Genomic DNA, 18,128 nt, shown 5'->3' with positions numbered 1-18,128 from the left:
GGATGGGCGGCGCGGTTGTCGGCGCGGACTTCGTCCGCGCCGCCGCTGACGCGGCCGCCCGGCTGCTTCTGGCCTGTTGCGGCGGGGACCCCCTCGTTTGGTCACAGACCGCAGAAAAACCTGCTCGGAATCTGCGGTTCGTGCCCACTCGAGGGGGTCACCGCGCGCCGCCACCCTGAACCCGACCACCGACCAACCGCCGCCCACCGGCATCAGCGCGTGGCAGCTTCCAAAAAGTTCGTGGCAGGGTTGTCGTAGTGGCGCACCCTCCTTCGTGGTGGTGATGTGAGGCGGTCATCGGGACCGCCCCGAACCAGGAGACAAGACATGACGCACTACCTGCTCGCAGTCCACGGCCCCGTCGAGCGCACCGAGTTCGGCGACTACGGCTCCCGCGAGGCGATGGAGGAGGCCTTCGCGGCCACCGGCGCCTTCAACGACCGGCTCAAGGCCGAGGGCTACTGGGTCTTCGCCGGCGGCCTGCTGGAGGCCACGACGGCGACCGTCGTCGACGGCACCGGCGACACCCCGGTGATGACCGATGGCCCGTACCTCGAGACCAAGGAGGCCATCGGTGGCTTCTGGGTCATCGACGCGCCCGACCTCGACGTGGCGCTGCGCCTCGCGGCCGAGGGCTCGAAGGCCTGCCGCGGCAAGGTCGAGGTCCGCCCGTTCGAGGGTCTCGCCTGACCGTGCCGGACACGCTCCCGGAGGCCACGGCACAGGCGGCGGTCGAGCGGATCTTCCGCGAGGAGTACGGACGCCTGATCGCCTCGCTCGTGCGCCGCTTCGGTGACATCGACATCGCCGAGGAGGCGGCCGGGGAGGCACTGCTGACCGCGCTCGAGAAGTGGCCCGAGGCCGGCGTACCGCCCAACCCGGGCGGCTGGTTGACGACCACCGCCGGCAACCGCGCCATCGACCGGCTGCGCCGCGAGAAGCTCCGGGACGGCAAGCACGAGGCCGCCGCCATGATCCACGACCCCACGCCGCACGAGCCGACCGGCGTCATCGCCGACGACCGGTTGCGCCTGATCTTCACCTGCTGCCACCCCTCGCTCGCACCGGAGGCGCGGATCGCGCTGACCCTGCGCCTGCTGGGCGGGCTCACCGTCGCCGAGATCGCCGCGGCCTTCCTCGTCCAGGAGACGACGATGGCCCAGCGGATCACCCGTGCGAAGGCGAAGATCAAGGGCGCCAACATCCCCTACCGCGTGCCCGGGACCGCCGACCTGCCCGACCGGGTCGGCGCCGTGCTCGCCGTGCTGCTGCTGATCTTCAACGAGGGCTACCTCTCCAGCGGCGACGGCGATCCCGTCCGTGCCGACCTGACGGGGGAGGCGATCCGGCTCGCCCGCATCCTCCACCAGCTGCTGCCCGACGACCTCGAGGCCACCGGGCTGCTGGCGCTGCTGCTGCTCACCGAGTCGCGTCGTACCTCCCGCGTGCGCGGGGGCGAGCTGGTCCCGCTCGAGGAGCAGGACCGCGGTGGGTGGGACCGCGCGCTGATCGCCGAGGGCCACGACCTGGTACGACGCTGCCTGGCCGCCAACCGTCCCGGCCGTTACCAGGTGCTCGCTGCCGTCAACGCGGTCCACACCGACGCCCCGACCGCGGCCGCGACCGACTGGTCCCAGATCGCCGCGCTCTACGACCAGCTGGCCCGGATCGACCCCTCGCCCATCGTGGCACTCAACCGCGCGGTCGCGGTCGCCGAGCTCGACGGTCCCGAGGTCGCCCTCGCGATCGTCGACCGCCTGCCCCTCGACGGCTACCACGCGTGGCACGCGACCCGCGCCGAGCTGCTGCGCCGGCTGGGCCGCAGTCCCGAGTCCCGGGAGCAGTACGACGCCGCGCTGGCCGTCTGCGACAACGTCGCCGAGCGGGCCTACCTCCTCAGGAGGAAGGGCCAGCTGACCGGCTGAGGTCGGGGCCGACCACGCGGTCGCGCGGCGGCAGCCACACCACGAACCGCGTCGTGGGAGCGGACGTGTCGAGCGACAGGTGACCGCCGCAGACCTCGACGAGCTCGGAGGCGAGCGCCAGGCCGATCCCCTCGGAGCCCTGGGCCCCGGAGCTGACGCCGCGGTGGAACACCTCCGGTCCGAGCTCCGCGGTGCCCTCGTCGCCGACGACGACCTCGAGGTGGGTGTCGGCGTCGCGGACCTCGACGGTGATCGTGCCGCGCCCGTGCTGGCGGGCGTTGTCGACGAGGATGTCGAGCGCCTGGTCCAGGGGGCCGATCGGGACCCGGGTGCGCGATCGGCGTCCGGACTGCCGGGTGACCAGCGACCGCGACTCGGCGGCCAGCCGAGCCTCCCACCGCTCCGCCGTCGCGCGGACGACGGCGACCAGGTCGACCTGCTGCTCGGCCTCGATGCGCCGGCCGCGGGCCAGGTCGAGGAGCTCGTCGATCGCCGCGCTGAGCCGGTCCAGCTCGTCGAGGCCGTGCGCGAGCTCGGTGGCGACGGCCGGATCGGTCTCCGGCCACAGGGCCAGGTCCTCGAGGCTGAGCCGGAGCGCGGTGATCGGGGTGCGCAGCTGGTGGGAGGCGTTGGCGGCGAACTCTCGCTCGCGTCGTACCAGGTCGTCGAGCTGGGCGGCCGCACCGCGGAGGGCGGCGCCGATCTCGTCCGCCTCGGGTATGACGAAGGTCGGCACGTCGAGGTCGAAGCGACCCTGGCCGAGGTCCCGGGAGAGGCCGGCCAGCTCCTGGAAGGGCCGGGACAGCCGCCGCGCCAGCGCGACGCCGAGGACGGCGGACCCGAGCGCGAGGACCAGGCCGAGCAGGACGAGGGGCAGCAGCGCGTCGCGGACGCTCGACCCGATCGACGAACCGGACACGCTCAGCCGAAGGGTGCTGCCGTCGGGAAGGGTGCGCGTGACGGTCACGCCGTCGTCGTCCTCGTCCGGGGCGCCGACGGCGAGCGGCGCGCCGTCGGCCGGGTCGAGCTCGACGCGGTCGGCGGCGACCAGTCCGCTGCGCAGCAGGGCGGCGTCCACCGTGCCGCCGTCGTCGGTCCGCTCCTCGATGAGGTCCTCGAGGACGGCACCGCTTCCGTTGAGGCTGGCCCGCGCGTCGTCCCGGACCAGGTCGGCGAGGAAGTAGGCCCGCGGCACGCCGTACAGGCCGATCACGGCCACGGTGAGGCCGACGAAGGCGAGGACCAGGCGCTCACGCATCGGGCGCGGCGTCCTCCAGCCGGAACCCGACGCCGCGAACGGTCGCGAGGGTGACGGGGGCGCCGCCGTCGACGAGCTTCTGGCGCAGCCGGCCGATCGTGGTGTCGAGGGTCTTCGTGGAGCCGAACCAGTTCTCGTCCCAGACCCGTGCCATCAGGTCCTCGCGGGTCACCACGGCACCACGGTCGTCGTCGAGCAGGGCGAGGACGTCGAACTCCTTCGCGGTCAGCGACAGCTCGGTCTCGCCGACCCGGGCCCGCCGGGTGGCACGGTCGACGCGCAGCGCACTTCCGGCAGTCGCCGGGGCCGCCGCCACCGGCGCCACGACGGCCTCCGGCGCGCCGGGCGAGGTGAGGGAGCGCCGGAGCAGTGCGCGGACCCGCGCCAGCAGCTCCGACAGGCTGAACGGCTTCGCGAGGTAGTCGTCGGCGCCGACGTCGAGGCCGACGACCCGGTCGAGCTCACCGGCGCGCGCGGTGAGGATGACGATGCCGCCCGCGTAGCCGTCGGTGCGCAGCCGGCGGCACACGTCGAGGCCGTCCATGTCGGGCAGGCCGAGGTCGAGCAGGACCAGGTCCACGTCGCCGGCGGCGACCCGGTCGATCGCGGGGAGCCCCGCCGCGACCCGGTCCACGTCGTAGCCCTCGCGCTGGACCGCGCGGACGAGCGGAGCGGCGATGGCGTCGTCGTCCTCGACGATCAGCAGGCGCACGGGCACCTCACCGAGCATAGGGGTGGGTGAGAGGCGGCGCGGTGCGACGGGTCCGTGCCCGGCGGTCGGCGTCGATCGCGACGAGCACGGCGAACGGCAGGACCCAGCCGACGAGGACCCCGCCGACCGACGTGTGCGGGTGCTGCCCGGGCAGGCCGATCGTCGCCGACAGCGACGTCAGCAGGAGCGGCGCCGCTGCCGCCGCCACCACGGCCAGCCGGGTCTCCAGGCAGTTGACCCGGAACAGCGCGAGGGCCGCGAGCAGGGTGAGCGGGGCGAGCACGCCAGCCGTCATGGACGGGTGGTCGCCGGTCAGGACGAAGCCGAACTGGCAGAGGGCGAGCCCTGCAGCGAGGGCCGCGGCGGTCCGGGACGGCCGGGTGGGAGCGCTCATCAGAACTCCCGGTCCGCTGCGCCGGACTCGCTCACCGGGGTGGCGGCGCAGGCGCCGCCGGTCGCGGAGAGCGCCGCGGTGGACGGCGTCCAGAGCATCGTGGACGCGGTGGTGACCGTCCGCAGCCCGTTGCCGCTGGCCAGCGTGCCGACCACGAGGGTGACCACCGTCCGGTCGACCCCGTCGACGGTGACGGTGGTGGCGGTGAGGGTCGCGTTGAAGGTCGCGGTCTTGCGGCCCTTCACGTAGTCCTCCCGGAGCCCGACCGCCCCGAGCTGGACGGCCGCACCGCCGCGCAGGACGTCGATCGCGTCGCTCTTGCTGGTGCCGCCGAGCAGGTTGCCGTCGCGCAGCCGCAGGCTGACCGCCAGCGCGGAGCCGTTCCAGCCGGTCGAGATGCTGGCCGGCGCGACCACCTCGCTGTAGGTCCAGGTCACCGTGTCGCCGGCGTCCAGGCGCCCGGCGGTGCCGTTGCCGTTCGTGGTCTGCACGTCGACCGCCCGCAGCGTGCTGTTGTCGATCCGGCGAGCGCTGAGGATCGCGGACGTCGTCGTCCCTCCGCGGCCGTCGAGCAGGACGGCCCGCAGGTCGTAGCTGCCGTTGGCGACCGTCCGGGTGTCCCAGGCGCAGGAGTACGGCGACGTGGTGTCGGTGCAGAGGTCGGTCCAGCTCGTCGTACCGGTGGGGGCGCGCTGGATGCGCACCGACGTGATGCCGGCGGTCGAGTTGGCCAGTGCGGTGATCGTCGCGGTGCCGGACAGGTAGGTGCCGGGGTCGTCGAGGGACACCGAGGAGACGGTGTTGTCGACGACGCGGCCGGTGACCGCGGTCGAGGTGGCGCTGTTGCCGGCGACGTCGGTGGCGGTCGCCCGGAAGGAGTAGGTCCCGTCGGTCAGCGAGGTGGTGGCGTACCGGCAGGTGAACGGGTCCGTCGTGACCGTGCAGAGGTTCTGCCAGGAGCCGCTGCCGAGGGCGTACTGCAGCACGACCTGCTGGACACCGGATGCCGCGTCGGTGGCGGTCGCCGTGAAGTTCACCGCTCCGCTGAGCGGGGTGCCGGGGTCGACCATCGAGACACCCGGGGCGGCGTTGTCGACGAGGACGTCGCTGACGACCGCGGAGGTGACCGTCGTCGTACCCGAGGTGGCGACGGCACGCAGGTCGAAGGACTCGTTGGTGAAGCTCGTGGTCGACCAGGTGCAGGAGAAGGGCGAGGTCAGGCCGCTGCACAGCGTCTTCCAGCTGGTGCCGCCGTTGGGCGTGTACTGGACGGTGACGGTCCAGGGGAGGAGGCCGCCGTTGTAGATCGTCGACTTCAGCGCGACGCTGCCGCGGACCACCTCGCCCGGGTCGCCGAGGACCAGCAGGACGTTGTTGGCGACGGTCGTGCTGACGACGTCGGAGACGGTGGTGTAGCCGGCGGTGTTGGTCGCGCGGGCCCGAAGGTCGTAGCCGCCGTCGACGCCCAGCTTGGTGTTCCACGAGCAGGAGTACGGCGCGGCGGTGGCCGTGCACAGCGTGACCCAACCGGTGGCGTCGGGCGCCAGGTACTGCAACGCGACCGACGCGATGCCCGACTCGGTGTCGGACGCGCTCGCCGCGAGCGTGACGGTGCCCTGGAGCGGGCTGCCGGGGCTGGTCACGGCGACGGTCGGGGGCGTCCAGTCGGCGGCGGCGCTCACGGTGGCGCGGCTCCCGCTCGAGCTGGTGAAGGTGGCGTCGGAGGTGGTCGTGCTGGCGACGGCCAGGGCCGTGGCGCACAGGGCGACGAGCGCGAGAACCAAGGGGTTCGTACGGCGCATGACGCGGTCCTCCGGAGACGGGTCGTGGTGGGTGGAAGCGGTGAGTCCAACGCTAGGGAGGAGCACTCCACGGGAGCTCCACGTGCAGGTCACGGGAGCTCCACAGATGAGGGAACGAGGGCGCGGGACCACCGATGGAGAGCCCGGGAAAAGGAGCGCCGGGCCCACGCCCCCCACGGGCGCGGACCCGGCTGTCCCCGGTGGGGTGAGGCCTCGACCTGCCGGACCATTGGGGGATCCGGCAGGCCGAGGGATCACGCGGCCCTGACCCGACCCCCCAAGTGCGGGTCAGGGCGCGAACGGAGGGCGGCGACCAGCTGGCCGAGGCTCAGCAGCGCCACCAGTGCGGCCGGTACGCCGATCACGAGCATCCGCGTGTCGCGGTCTGCGAGCGCGATCAGCACGTAGCCGACGTACGGGACGGAGAAGTCGACGACGGGCTGCTCGCTCGAGGTGAGCGAGAACTTCCACGGGTCGGGGTCGGGGTTGGCGTCGCCCTGGGTGCGCAGCACCTGGTGGCCCTGCTCGTCGTGACCGATCGCGATGATCCGGTGGGTGACGAGCGTGGTGACGCCGGACGCCGGCGGCGGCTGGTAGGTGATCACGTCGCCGACCCCGAGGTCGTCCGCGGCGACCGGCTTCTCGAAGACGACCGATCCCTTGTCGTGGGTGCCGGTCATCGAGCCGCCGGTGATGACGTAGCGGTCGTAGCCCATCAGCGTCGGCATCAGGTAGGCCAGCGCGGCGAGGGTCACCACGGCCAGGCCGATCGTGCCGCTGGCGCGGACGGTGCGGCCGAGGACGCGACGTACGGTCGACGGGCGACGGTGGGCGGCCATGGGGCTCTCCTCAGGAGGCTGCTGGGCGGGTGGTCGGGGAAGAGGTCCGTGCCGGGCCGGCCGAACCGGGGGGAACGCCGGCCCGGCCCGGGGTCACTGGTTGGTCGTGGTGCCGTTGAGCTGCACCGAGTCCCACGTGTACGTCGCCGTGGCGGACTTGCCCTGGTCGGCGTTGGGGGCCGTCTGGGCGAGCTTCACGGTGAACTTGAAGTTGTTGAGGACGCCCGGCTGGATCACGCCGAGGTCGGTCTTGGTGCCGTCGACCAGACCACCGAAGGTGCCGCTGTAGACGGTCGCGCCGGTGGTCGTGTTGGTGATCGCCAGGCTGAGGTTGTCCGCGGTGAAGCCGTTGGTGGACCCGGTCTCGGTGAGGCTGAAGGTCGCGGGCAGGCTGCCGGTGTTGGTCAGGTTGAGCGCTCCGTTGAGGGTGTCGCCCGGCTTCATGTTGGTCAGGTCGAAGATCGCGCCGCCGTCCTTCGAGTTGAGCTGGGTCAGCGTGCCGGACGTGGCGGCGCTGATCGTGTTGCCCGACGTCGAGGTGAAGGTCGCACCCGAACCGACGGCGACCGCCGCGGCGGCGGACAGCGTGGCGAGGGGGACGAGGATCTTGCGGGACATGCGCATTGCGGTCTCTCCTGGGAATGTCGGTGGCTCGGTGGTGAGCGGCTTTCTCGATGCCCCCACTCTGTCGAGGTGCGATCCACGCGATCTCCACGCGAGACCCACACGCAGCACCCGGTTCCTCCACAGGTCCGCCCCTCGTTCCACGGCTCCTCCCGGATCGGCCGTTCGTGGGTCTCCTAGGCTCTGTGCATGACGCTCGATCCCCTGGTGCTGCCGACCGCGCCCGACGCCTGGCCCGACTGGATCCGCGACCGCTCGTCGGCCGAGCTCGCCCGGGCGACCGAGCTCGTCGACGGGCTGCGGAGCACGACGCCGTCGGACCCGATCGACGTGCTGCGCCAGTGGGACCGGGCCGGCAGCCACCTCGGCAATGTCGCGGCGTTCGGCTCGCTGCTCGGCAACGTGCACCCCGACGAGCGGGCCCGCGAGCTCGCCGACGCGGCCGAGCAGGAGGCCTCGCGGCTGGGGACCCAGTGGAGCCTGGACCGCGAGCTGTACGACGTGTTCGCCGCCATCGACCCGGGCGCGGTGGCCGGCGACCCGCTCGCCGTACGGCTGCTGGAGAAGGTGCGGGCCGACTTCCGCCGTTCCGGTGTCGACAAGGACGAGGCCACCCGCGAGCGGATCGCCGCCGTGCGGGAACGGATCACCGAGCTCGACCAGGAGTTCAGCCGGGTCACCCGCGACGACGTCCGCACCATCCGGGTCCGGCCCGAGCAGCTCGCCGGCATGCCGGCCGACTGGCTCGAGGCGCACCCCGCCGACGACGACGGCCTGGTCACCGTGACCACGGACTACCCCGACTCCGTGCCGGTGCGGATGTTCGCGCACGACCAGGACGTGCGTCGCGACATCACGATCGCCTTCCTCGAGCGCGGCTGGCCGGCCACCGAGGAGCTGCTGACCGAGCTGTTCGACCTGCGCCACGAGCTGGCCACCACCGTCGGGTACGCCGACTGGCCGTCGTACGACGCCGACGTGAAGATGATCGGCGAGGGCCCCGCGATCCCGGCGTTCATCGACCGGATCACCGAGGCCGCCGAGGAGCCGATGCAGCGCGACCTCGGGCAGCTGCTGGAGCGCTACCGCCGCGACTTCCCGTCCGCGACCGAGGTGCCCGGCTACGACTACCAGTACTACGCCGAGCTGGTCCGCTCCGAGCGGTACGACGTCGACTCCCAGCGGGTGCGCACCTTCTTCGACTTCGGCAAGGTGCGCCAGGGGTTGCTCGAGGTGACCGGCCGGCTCTTCGACCTGTCCTACGAGCCCGTCGACGTCCCCGTGTGGCACGAGGACGTCACCGCCTATGAGGTGGTGCGGGCCGGCGGGAGGATCGGCCGGATCTACCTCGACCTGCACCCGCGCGAGGGCAAGTACAAGCACGCCGCCCAGTTCACGCTCACCGACGGTGTCGCCGGCGAGCAGCTCCCCGAGGGCGTGCTGGTCTGCAACTTCTCCCGCGGCCTGATGGAGCACGACCACGTCGTCACCCTCTTCCACGAGTTCGGCCACCTGCTCCACCACGTCCTCGCCGGCCACGGCGACTGGTTCCGCTTCGCGGGCGTCGCCACCGAGTGGGACTTCGTCGAGGCGCCGAGCCAGATGCTCGAGGAGTGGGCGTGGCACGCCGACGTGCTGCGCTCCTTCGCCAGCGACGAGTCCGGCGAGCCGATCCCGGCCGACCTGGTCGCCGCGATGCGTGCCGCCGACGACTACGGCAAGGGCATCTACGCACGGACCCAGATGTTCTACGCCGCCATGTCGTACTGGTTCCACGCCGACCGCGGCTTGGCCCAGGTCCCCGACCTGACCGAGCGGATGATCGAGCTCCAGGGCCGCTACGCCGCCCTGCCCTACCTCCCCGGCACCCACATGTTCGCCAGCTTCGGCCACCTCGGCGGCTACAGCTCGGCCTACTACACCTACATGTGGTCGCTCGTGATCGCGAAGGACATGTTCAGCGCCTTCGACCCCGACGGCACAGGCGACCTGTTCGCCGCCGCCGCCATCGACATGGCCCACCGCTACCGCGACGCCGTCCTCGCCCGCGGCGGCGAGGCGGATGCTGCCGACCTGGTCGCCGACTTCCTCGGCCGGCCGTTCGCGTTCGACGCGTACGCCGCTTGGCTGGCGCGCTGACGTGAGTTTCACCGGCCGGCCGGTGAAACTCACGCTTGGACGACGAAGTTTCCCTCGTCCAAGCGTGAGTTTCGTCGTCCAAGCACGGGAGAAACACCGGCCGGCCGGTGAAACTCTCTTGTCTTCGCCGATCCTTACGCGTACGCTTCCGATATATCGCGATACCAACACGAACTGTTCCCGCGATATCCCGAACTCACGACGGGCCCACAGGCCCACCACGAACGAAGGAGGTCCCTCATGGGACGCCACAACATGAATTTCGGACAGGACGACTGCGGCCCCTGGGGCAACCCGGAGCCGCGCGGGTTCCAGCGACGCCAGCGCGGTGACTTCGGTCCCGGCGCCTGGGGCGCCTGGGGCGAGCCCGGTCGCGGCGGGCGCCACGGCTTCGGCGGGCACGGAGGTCACGGCGGTCCGCCGCCGTGGCTGGTCGGGCTCTTCGGCCAGGGCCGTCCCGAGCCGGGCCGTGGCCCGCGGGTACGCCGCGGCGACGTCCGCTCGGCCATCCTCGACATCCTCCGCGCCGCCAACGAGCGCGAGGAGTCCCCCAACGGCTACCAGGTGATCCAGCAGATCACCGAGCGCAGCGGCGGCGTGTGGAAGCCGAGTCCCGGCTCGGTCTACCCGACCGTCCAGCAGCTCCTCGACGAGGAGCTCGTCGAGAACGACGAGGGCGGGCGCCGCGGCATGCGGCTCACGGCCAAGGGCTCGGCCTGGTGTGCCGAGCACGCCGACGAGCTCGCCGCCGTCTGGGTGCCCTTCGACCGGCGCAAGGACGCGGAGGCCGGCGACGGCAGCCCGGCCGCCGGCGGCAACGCGGACCTGAAGGCCGAGATCGGCCAGGTCATGGGTGCTGTCTGGCAGATCGTGACCGCCGGCTCCGACGGACAGCGCCGCGCCGCGGTCGACGTGCTCGTCGAGGCTCGTCGCAGCCTGTACGGCATCCTCGCCGACGGACCGGACGCCGACCCGGCGCAGACGTCCGCGGACGAGGACGACGCCTGATCCTCCGGAGACGGCGTACGACGAGGGCCCGTGGGCCGGGGCGATCCCCCGGCCCACGGGCCCTTCACGTGTGTGCGGCACGGACCTCAACCGACGTTGAGGTAGTCGGCCACCAGCACCGACACGAACTCGTCCGGGTCGCCCGGCACGCTTCGCCTCTCGCAGTCGCCCGCGGTGGAGCACCGGAGCACCTCCGGGGTCGCGCCGACCTGGCCGACGACCGAGCCGTCCCGCGACCACGTCGCCTCCGGTCCGATGCCCTCGAGGCGGACCCGCTTCCCGCCGGCGACCGGCTCGACGGACACCTCGTTCACGTCGGCGGCCACCAGGATCAGCCAGTCCCCGTCCGGCGAGACGGTTGCCGACAGGCTGTCGCCATCGATGCGACGCAGGACCGTGCCGGTGGTCGCGTCCATGACCACCCAGTGGTCGCCGTCGCGGGCCGCGGCCACGTCGTCGCGCACCGACGCCGGCAGCAGGGGCAGGTTGCTGATCGCGCCGGTGTGCCAGTCCACCCGGCGCCCCTCGCCCTCCATCGTGCCGAGGAAGGCGGCGTCCCCGTCGAGATCGACGGGCTGGATGACCTGACGGCCGTCGATCGGCCTCGTCCCCGGCGACGGTACGACGACCCGGGCCAGCTCCTCGTCGGACGCCACGTCCCACACGTGCAGCGTGACCTCGTCGTCGCCGGTGACCACCCACGCGACGTGCGGTGCGGAGGGGTCGCCGTCGACGGTCGGCGTCGCGCCGGGGATGCCGAGCGGCGTCGTACCGCCGTCGGGGGTGACGAGCGCGAAGGCGGTCCCGTCGTCGGTGAGGTACTGCGCGACGACGCCCTCCGAGGTCTGCGCGAGGTGGTAGGCGCCCTCGCCGGGCAGGTCCACCTCGTTCTCGCCGATGGTCACCTCGCCGTTGACTGACCAGGCCGCCCAGGCGTCGTACGTCTGCGCGGAGTCCTCCTGCCCGGTCACCGGCGGTGCGCCCCGCGACGACCCGTCGAGCGCATTGCCGACCAGGACGCTGCCGACGCCCACGGCACCGACGAGGATCGCGGCCAGCACGGCGGCGCCGACGCGTCGGCGGGTCCGCAGCTCCCGGCCCTGACGGGCGATGCCGACGGCGTCCGGGCGCGGTACGTCGACCTCGACGTCGAGGAGCACGCGCAGCCGGTCGAGGGCGGCGGACGTCTGGCTCTTGACCGTGCCGGTCGAGATGCCGAGCAGGTCGGCCGTGTCCTGCACCGACAGGTCGTCGTAGAACCGCAGCACCACGACCGCCCGCTGCCGCGGCGCGAGCTCCGCCAGCGCGGCCCGCACGTCCAGCCGCTCGGCCGGGTCGCCCGCCGGTACGCCGACCTTCTCCGGCAGCTCGGCCGTCGGCCGCTCCGACCGGTAGGACTTGCGCCGGAAGGTGCTGGTCGTCGTGTTCACCAGCGCCCGCCGCGCGTAGGCCTGCGCGGCGCCCGTGTCGCGGATCCGGTGCCAGTGGCTGTAGGTCTTCGCGAGCGCCGACTGGACCAGGTCCTCGGCGAGAGCGTGGTCGCGGACCAGCAGGACCGCCGTCCGGTACAGCGCGGGCCATGCGGCGTGCACGAGCTCGACGAACTCGTCGTCCTTCGACCCCCGAGGTGCGATGACGGGCATGGGCTGATCCTCTCTGGTGGCGAGGCGCCGTGGTGGCTGCCTGCGGAGAGAAGGACGCGCGAGGGGACGGTTCGGTTGGGGCTGACCCGGATCGGGTTCAGGTCAGGGTGATCGCCCGGTGGACCCACACCGACGCGGGCCCCATCCCGACCTTCTCGTAGAGCGACAGCGCGCCCGTGCGCGAGTCCGTCGACAGGCTCGACGACGTGGCTCCCCGCGACCGGCCGGCCGCGAAGGACGCGACGAGCAGCGCCTGGGCGAGGCCGCGGTCGCGGTGTGCGGGGGCGACCGCGAGCTTGGAGACGTAGGTGTCCACGTCGCCGGCGGCGTCGGCGGCGGTGTTCCAGACGTTCGCGACGCCGGCGACCGAGCCGTCGGGGGCGGTGACGACCTGGAGGTTCCAGGGCTCGAAGCCGGGGCGCTCCCAGACGCGGGCGGCGAAGTCGCCGATCGACTCGCGCTCCCGGGCCGACCACTCGAGGAAGGCGTCCTCGGCGACGGTCCAGACCTGTTCGCGGTCGGCCTCGGTGGCCTCGCGCAGGGCGTAGCCGTCGGGCAGCGGGCGGGTCTCGATGGTGGCCCCGGGCGGCAGGCGGAGGACCCAGCTGGTCCACCGGACGCCGTACCCGAGGGCGGTGAGGAGGCGGTCGCCGGCCGATCCCTCGGGCACCGGCATCCCGACGATCGCGGCGCCGGACGAGCGGGCGACGGACTGCACCCAGTGGGCGAGCCAGGTCCCGATCCCGCGCCCCCGGTACGACGGCAGCACGGCCGCGTCGTACCGCTCACCACCCAGGTGCTCGGCGTAGGCCACGATCCGCTCGCCGTCGAGGACCGCGACGGTGCTCGCCGTCAGGTCGTACGACGGCCGCTGCCACTCCCCGAGCAGGTCGCCCTCCTCGATCTCGGCGCTGCCGATGTCGTGGAGCTCCTGCTCGACGATCACCGCCGTCACCTCGGCGGAGTCGCCGATCACCAGCGGCCGGGTTGTCAGGCCGTGGGGCAGCTCAGGGGACGACATCCGGCGAGTCTGGCGCGTCGTGCCCGCGTCGCACCAACCATTTCCGTCGCGACTCCGCCGTCAGCCGAGCTCGAGCACCAGGTCCCCACCCTCGACCGGCTGGGTGCCGGAGATCGCGAGCCGCTTCACGACGCCGTCGACGGGCGCGGTGATCGAGGCCTCCATCTTCATCGCCTCGATGGTCGCGACCGTGTCGCCGGCGCCCACCCTGTCGCCGACGGCGACGATCGGCGTGACCGCACCCTGGAACGGGGCGGCGACGTGGCCGGGGCGGGCCGGGTCGGCCTTCTCGGCGGCCGGCACCTCGGCCGACACGGAGCGGTCGCGCACCGACACCGGCCGCAGCTGGCCGTTGATGGTGCACATGACGGTGCGGAAGCCGCGCTCGTCGGGTTCGCTGATCGCCTCGAGGCCGAGCAGGAGGGTGACGCCCTCGTCGAGCCGGACCTCGTGCTCCTCACCCTGGGTCAGGCCGTAGAGGTAGTCGCGGGTCGGGATGACCGACACGTCGCCGTAGGCCTGGCGGGCCTCGTCGAAGGCCCGCGTCGGGGCGGGGAACAGCAGCTGGTTGAGGGTACGACGGCGGCTCTCGTGGTCGGCCGACCCCAAGGCGGCCGACTGCTCGGGCGTCAACGTGGGCTCGGGCGCGGTCCACGAGCGGCCGGCGAGCGCCTTCGTGCGGAACGGCTCGGGCCAGCCGCCCGGCGGGTCGCCGAGCTCGCCGGACAGGAAGCCGATGACGGAGTCGGGGATGTCGAACGAGCCGGGGTTCTCCTCGAACGCGGCCGGGTCGGCGCCGGCGGCCACGAGGGAGAGGGCCAGGTCGCCGATCACCTTCGAGGACGGCGTGACCTTGGGGACGTTGCCGAGGATCCGGTTGGCCGCGGCGTACATGTCCTCGACCTGCTCGAACTTCTCCCCCACGCCGAGCGCGATCGCCTGCTGGCGCAGGTTCGACAGCTGTCCACCGGGGATCTCGTGGGTGTAGACCCGCCCGGTCGGGGCCGGCAGCCCGGACTCGAAGGGGGCGTACAGGCGGCGGGTCGCCTCCCAGTACGGCTCGAGTGCGTTCACGCCGTCGAGCGACAGGCCGGTGGTCCGCGCGGAGTGGTCGGTGGTCGCGACCAGCGCGGAGAGCGCGGGCTGCGACGTCGTCCCGGACATCGCGGCGCACGCCGCGTCGACCGCGTCCACACCGGCGTCGATCGCGGCGAGCAGCGTGGCGAGCTGGCCGCCCGGGGTGTCGTGGGTGTGCAGGTGGACCGGCAGGTCGAAGCGCTCGCGCAGCGCGGTCACCAGCGTCCGTGCCGCGGGGGCACGCAGCAGCCCGGCCATGTCCTTGATCGCCAGCACGTGCGCGCCGGCGTCGACGATCTGCTCGGCCAGGCGCAGGTAGTAGTCGAGCGTGTAGAGCCGCTCGTCGGGCGACGACAGGTCGCCGGTGTAGCAGAGAGCCACCTCGGCCACAGCCGTGCCGGTCGCGCGGACCGCCTCGATGGCCGGGCGCATCTGGTCGACGTCGTTGAGGGCGTCGAAGACCCGGAAGACGTCGATGCCGGTCGCCGCGGCCTCCTCGACGAAGGCGTCGGTCACGGCGGTCGGGTAGGGCGTGTAGCCGACGGTGTTGCGGCCGCGCAGCAGCATCTGCAGGCAGATGTTCGGCACCGCCTCGCGCAGCGCGGCGAGCCGCTCCCACGGGTCCTCGGCGAGGAAGCGCAGCCCCACGTCGTACGTCGCCCCGCCCCAGGCCTCGAGCGACCACAGCTCGGGGGTGAGCCGCGCGACGTGGTCGGCGACGCCGAGCAGGTCGATGGTGCGCACGCGGGTCGCGAGCAGCGACTGGTGGGCGTCGCGGAAGGTGGTGTCGGTGACGGCGACGCCGGTGTGGGCACGCAGCTCGGCGGCGAACGCCTCCGGGCCGACGGCGAGCAGGCGCTGCCGCGTGCCGTCGGGCACGGGGACGGACAGGTCGAGCGCCGGCAGCTTGGAGGCCGGGTCGACCGAGGCCCGCGCGTCGCCGTACGGCTTGTTCACGGTCACGTCGGCGAGGAACGTGAGCAGCTTGCTGCCGCGGTCGCCCGAGCCGCGCGCCTGCAGCAGCTGCGGGTGGGTCTCGATGAAGGACGTCGTCACGCCGCCGGCGACGAAGTCGGGGTCGTCGAGGACCGCCTGCAGGAACGGGATGTTCGTGGAGACGCCGCGGATGCGGAACTCCGCCACCGCGCGGCGGGCCTTCTCCGCGGCCTTCTCGAAGGTGCGGCCACGACAGGTCAGCTTGGCCAGCATCGAGTCGAAGTGCGCCGAGATCTCCGCGCCGGTGTACGTCGTGCCGCCGTCGATGCGGACGCCGCCGCCCCCCGGGGACCGGTACGTCGTGATGACGCCCGTGTCGGGACGGAACCCGTTGGCCGGGTCCTCGGTGGTGATCCGGCACTGCAGCGCCGAGCCGCGCAGCACGATGCCGTCCTGCTCGAGGCCGAGGTCGGCGAGCGTCTCGCCGGCGGCGATCCGCAGCTGGGACTGCACGAGGTCGACGTCGGTGACCTCCTCGGTCACCGTGTGCTCGACCTGGATGCGCGGGTTCATCTCGATGAAGACGTAGTTGCCGGCCGGGTCGAGCAGGAACTCGACGGTGCCGGCGTTCCTGTAACCGATCTCGCGGGCGAAGCGGACCGCGTCGGCGCACATGCGGTCGCGGATCGCCGGGTCGAGGTTGGGCGCGGGCGCGATCTCGACGACCTTCTGGTGGCGCCGCTGCACCGAGCAGTCCCGCTCGAACAGGTGGATCGTGCCGGCCTCGGTGCCCGTGCCGTCGGCGAGGATCTGGACCTCGATGTGCCGCGGGTCCACGACGGCCTGCTCGATGAACACCGTCGGGTCGCCGAAGGCCGCCTCGGCCTCGCGCATGCAGGTCTCGATCGCCTCGCGCAGCTGCGCCCGGTCGTCGACGCGTCGCATGCCGCGGCCGCCGCCGCCGGCGACCGCCTTCACGAACAGCGGTGCGGGGATCGCCTCGGCCGCCACGACCAGCGCGTCGACGTCGGTGGACGGGGCCACGCTCTGCAGCACGGGTACGCCAGCCGCCTTCGCGGCCGCGATCGCCCGGGCCTTGTTGCCGGTCAGCTCGAGGATCGTCGAGTCCGGGCCGACGAAGGTGATGCCGGCCTCCGCGCAGGCCTCGGCCAGCGCCGGGTTCTCCGACAGGAAACCGTAGCCCGGGTAGATCGCGTCGGCGCCGCACGCGACCGCCGTCGCGACGATGCCCTCGGGGTCCAGGTACGCCCGCACGGGGTGCCCCCGCTCACCGATCTCGTAGGCCTCGTCGGCCTTCAGCCGGTGCTCGGAGCCGCGGTCCTCGTAGGGGAACACCGCGACCGTCTTGGCGCCGAGCTCGTAGGCCGCGCGGAAGGCGCGGATCGCGATCTCGCCACGGTTGGCGACCAGGACCTTCTTGAACATCGTCGACTCCTGCGGGGTGGGGGGAGAAGCGGGTCAGAGCACCAGTCGGCGTACGTCGGCCGCGAGGTGCGCCAGGTGGGCGGTGAAGCGAGCGGCGAGGGCGCCGTCGATCACCCGGTGGTCGTACGACAGGCAGAGCGGCAGCATCAGGCGCGGGACGAACGCCTCGCCGTCCCACACCGGAGCCGTCTTCGAGCGTACGACGCCGAGGATGGCGACCTCGGGTGCGTTGACGATCGGCGTGAAGTGGGTGCCGCCGATCCCGCCGAGGCTGCTGATCGTGAACGTCGCGCCCTGCATGTCGGACGCGCTGAGCTTGCCGTCGCGCGCCTTCTCCGACAGCTCGCCGAGGTCGCGGCTGAGCTCGCCGATGCCCTTGCGGTCGACGTCCTTGACCACCGGCACCACCAGGCCGTCGGGGGTGTCGACGGCGACGCCGATGTTGACGTAGTCCTTGAGGACGAGGTTCTCGCCGGACAGCGAGCTGTTCAGCTCGGGATACTTCCGCAGCGCCGCGGCGGACGCCTTGAGCAGGAAGCTGAGCAGCGTGACCCGGTAGCCCTCGGCCTTGGCGGCCGTGTCGAGCTCGCGACGGTAGGCGTCGAGGTCGGTGATGTCGGCCTCGTCGGCGTGGGTCACGTGCGGGACGTTGAGCCACGAGCGGTGCAGGTGCGGGCCGGACAGCTTCTTGATCCGCGACAGCGGGACGGTGCGCACCGGGCCGAACTTCGAGAAGTCCACCTCGGGGATCGGCGGGATGCCGGCACCACCGGTGGCGCCCCCCGCGGCGCCCGCCGGGGCGAGGGACTTCTCGTAGTGGCCGACCAGGTCCTGCTTGGTCACCCGGCCCTTCGGGCCGGACCCGCTCACGCCGGCGAGGTCGACCTCGAGCTCGCGGGCGAGGCGTCGTACCAGGGGGGTGGCGCGGAGGCCGTCGTCGCTGGTGGATGCGGGCGGCTCGTTGCCGACGGGCGTCGTCGCGACCGGGGCAGCAGGTACGACGGGCTCGGGCTCGGGTGCGGGCGTCGGCTCGGCGGCGGGTGCCTCCGCGCCGGCGGGCTCGGCGCCAGCCACCTCGGCGATCGCGATGACCGTGCCCTGGCTGACCCGGTCGCCGACGGCGACCGAGATCGACACGAGCGTGCCGTCGACGGGGGAGGGCACCTCCATCGTGGCCTTGTCGGTCTCGAGGGTGATGAGCGGGTCCTCGGCGCGCACCACGTCGCCGGGGGCGACGAGCACCTCGATGACGGGTACGTCGGAGAAGTCGCCGATGTCGGGAACCTTGATGTCCACAGTTGCTG

14 protein-coding genes are annotated in these 18,128 nt (G+C 72.8%); 4 read left to right on the top strand and 10 right to left on the bottom strand.

From position 1 onward, the window contains the following. Positions 1-327 precede the first annotated feature (327 nt). Positions 328-690 (top strand): YciI family protein, encoded by a 363-nt coding sequence (locus ASE20_RS23105; protein WP_082612835.1) that lies wholly within the window; start codon positions 328-330, stop codon positions 688-690. Positions 691-692: 2 nt separating this feature from the next. Then, positions 693-1,925, top strand: a complete 1,233-nt coding sequence (locus ASE20_RS23100) for an RNA polymerase sigma factor (RefSeq protein ID WP_157538562.1) — start codon at positions 693-695, stop codon at positions 1,923-1,925. Here ASE20_RS23100 and ASE20_RS23095 read toward each other — a convergent pair. The 6 genes from ASE20_RS23095 to ASE20_RS23070 form a co-directional block, all read right to left on the bottom strand. Continuing rightward, positions 1,897-3,183 (bottom strand): sensor histidine kinase, encoded by a 1,287-nt coding sequence (locus ASE20_RS23095; RefSeq protein ID WP_056896945.1) that lies wholly within the window; start codon positions 3,181-3,183, stop codon positions 1,897-1,899. The genes ASE20_RS23100 and ASE20_RS23095 overlap by 29 nt on opposite strands. Then, positions 3,176-3,913 carry a response regulator transcription factor gene (locus tag ASE20_RS23090; RefSeq protein ID WP_056896944.1) on the bottom strand — a complete coding sequence of 246 codons (738 nt, stop codon included), beginning with the start codon at positions 3,911-3,913 and terminating at the stop codon, positions 3,176-3,178. Before ASE20_RS23090 ends, ASE20_RS23095 begins: the two co-directional genes overlap by 8 nt. Next, on the bottom strand, positions 3,903-4,289 hold the full coding sequence (locus tag ASE20_RS23085; protein WP_056896943.1) for a hypothetical protein: 387 nt from the start codon (positions 4,287-4,289) through the stop codon (positions 3,903-3,905). Before ASE20_RS23085 ends, ASE20_RS23090 begins: the two co-directional genes overlap by 11 nt. Then, positions 4,289-6,091, bottom strand: coding sequence for an Ig-like domain-containing protein (locus ASE20_RS23080; RefSeq protein ID WP_056896942.1), 1,803 nt, complete (start codon positions 6,089-6,091; stop codon positions 4,289-4,291). Before ASE20_RS23080 ends, ASE20_RS23085 begins: the two co-directional genes overlap by 1 nt. A gap of 254 nt (positions 6,092-6,345) precedes the next feature. Then, positions 6,346-6,930, bottom strand: coding sequence for a signal peptidase I (locus ASE20_RS23075; protein WP_056896941.1), 585 nt, complete (start codon positions 6,928-6,930; stop codon positions 6,346-6,348). Positions 6,931-7,023: 93 nt separating this feature from the next. After that, a complete protein-coding gene (locus ASE20_RS23070) occupies positions 7,024-7,548 on the bottom strand; it encodes a TasA family protein (protein ID WP_235538849.1) in 525 nt (174 codons plus the stop codon). Positions 7,549-7,743: 195 nt separating this feature from the next. On the opposite strand from ASE20_RS23070, the gene ASE20_RS23065 reads away from it, so the two are divergent. Next, a complete protein-coding gene (locus ASE20_RS23065; protein WP_056896939.1) occupies positions 7,744-9,693 on the top strand; it encodes a M3 family metallopeptidase in 1,950 nt (649 codons plus the stop codon). Between the two features lie 255 nt (positions 9,694-9,948). Beyond that, complete coding sequence (locus tag ASE20_RS23060) at positions 9,949-10,701, top strand: PadR family transcriptional regulator (protein ID WP_056897131.1); 753 nt, start codon at positions 9,949-9,951, stop codon at positions 10,699-10,701. An 86-nt stretch (positions 10,702-10,787) separates the two neighbouring features. Here ASE20_RS23060 and ASE20_RS25350 read toward each other — a convergent pair whose 3' ends face one another. From ASE20_RS25350 to aceF, 4 genes are all read right to left on the bottom strand, one after another. Continuing rightward, on the bottom strand, positions 10,788-12,344 hold the full coding sequence (locus ASE20_RS25350) for a SigE family RNA polymerase sigma factor (protein WP_200952926.1): 1,557 nt from the start codon (positions 12,342-12,344) through the stop codon (positions 10,788-10,790). 97 nt (positions 12,345-12,441) lie between these two features. Then, complete coding sequence (locus ASE20_RS23050; RefSeq protein WP_056896938.1) at positions 12,442-13,365, bottom strand: GNAT family N-acetyltransferase; 924 nt, start codon at positions 13,363-13,365, stop codon at positions 12,442-12,444. Between the two features lie 60 nt (positions 13,366-13,425). Beyond that, a complete protein-coding gene (locus ASE20_RS23045; RefSeq protein ID WP_056896937.1) occupies positions 13,426-16,824 on the bottom strand; it encodes a pyruvate carboxylase in 3,399 nt (1,132 codons plus the stop codon). 33 nt (positions 16,825-16,857) lie between these two features. Next, a complete protein-coding gene (gene aceF, locus ASE20_RS23040; RefSeq protein ID WP_056896936.1) occupies positions 16,858-18,120 on the bottom strand; it encodes a dihydrolipoyllysine-residue acetyltransferase in 1,263 nt (420 codons plus the stop codon). Positions 18,121-18,128: the final 8 nt, after the last annotated feature.

Origin of the sequence: Nocardioides sp. Root240 (assembly GCF_001428825.1) — a bacterium.
In the GTDB taxonomy this organism is placed as follows: Bacteria; Actinomycetota; Actinomycetes; order Propionibacteriales; family Nocardioidaceae; genus Nocardioides.
The sequence above is the reverse complement of the archived record's forward strand: the minus strand, read 5'-3'. Positions and strand labels throughout refer to the sequence as shown.